The following is a 371-nucleotide window of genomic DNA, read 5'->3' as shown; positions in this document are numbered from 1 at the left end:
CCGAGGAAGTCGCGGAACATCTGAATGGTCTTGCCGCCGAAACTGTCCGGCAGGTCATCGGCGGAAACCCCGCCGATGAGGAATTCGGCGATCTTGCGTGGCTCCAGGCTACGCAGCCAGGCCCCCACTTCATGGACCAGGCCGAGGCCGACCGAGTTGGCGGTGATCTTGCGTTCCAGAATCCAGTCCAGCGCTTCAGGGATGGCGACGATGTCGGTCAGCAGGTTGTGCATTTCCAGCACGTCGACACCACGCTCGCGCATCTTGGTGACGAAGTCGAAGTGATCGCGTTTGGCTTGGGCGACCCACAGCACATCATCGAACAGCAGTTCATCGCAGTTGTTCGGGGTCAGCCGCTGGTGGGCCAGGCC

Annotated in this window: 1 protein-coding gene; it reads right to left on the bottom strand. The window is 61.7% G+C overall.

Going from position 1 to position 371, the window contains the following annotated elements:
* On the bottom strand, positions 1-371 hold a 371-nt coding region (locus HCU66_RS27015), incomplete at both ends, for an arginine deiminase family protein (protein WP_241015722.1).

The organism is Pseudomonas frederiksbergensis, from assembly GCF_017114915.1.
Taxonomy (GTDB): domain Bacteria; phylum Pseudomonadota; class Gammaproteobacteria; order Pseudomonadales; family Pseudomonadaceae; genus Aquipseudomonas; species Aquipseudomonas frederiksbergensis_I.
Note: the sequence above shows the minus strand (reverse complement) of the source record. Positions and strands in the feature narration are given on the sequence as shown.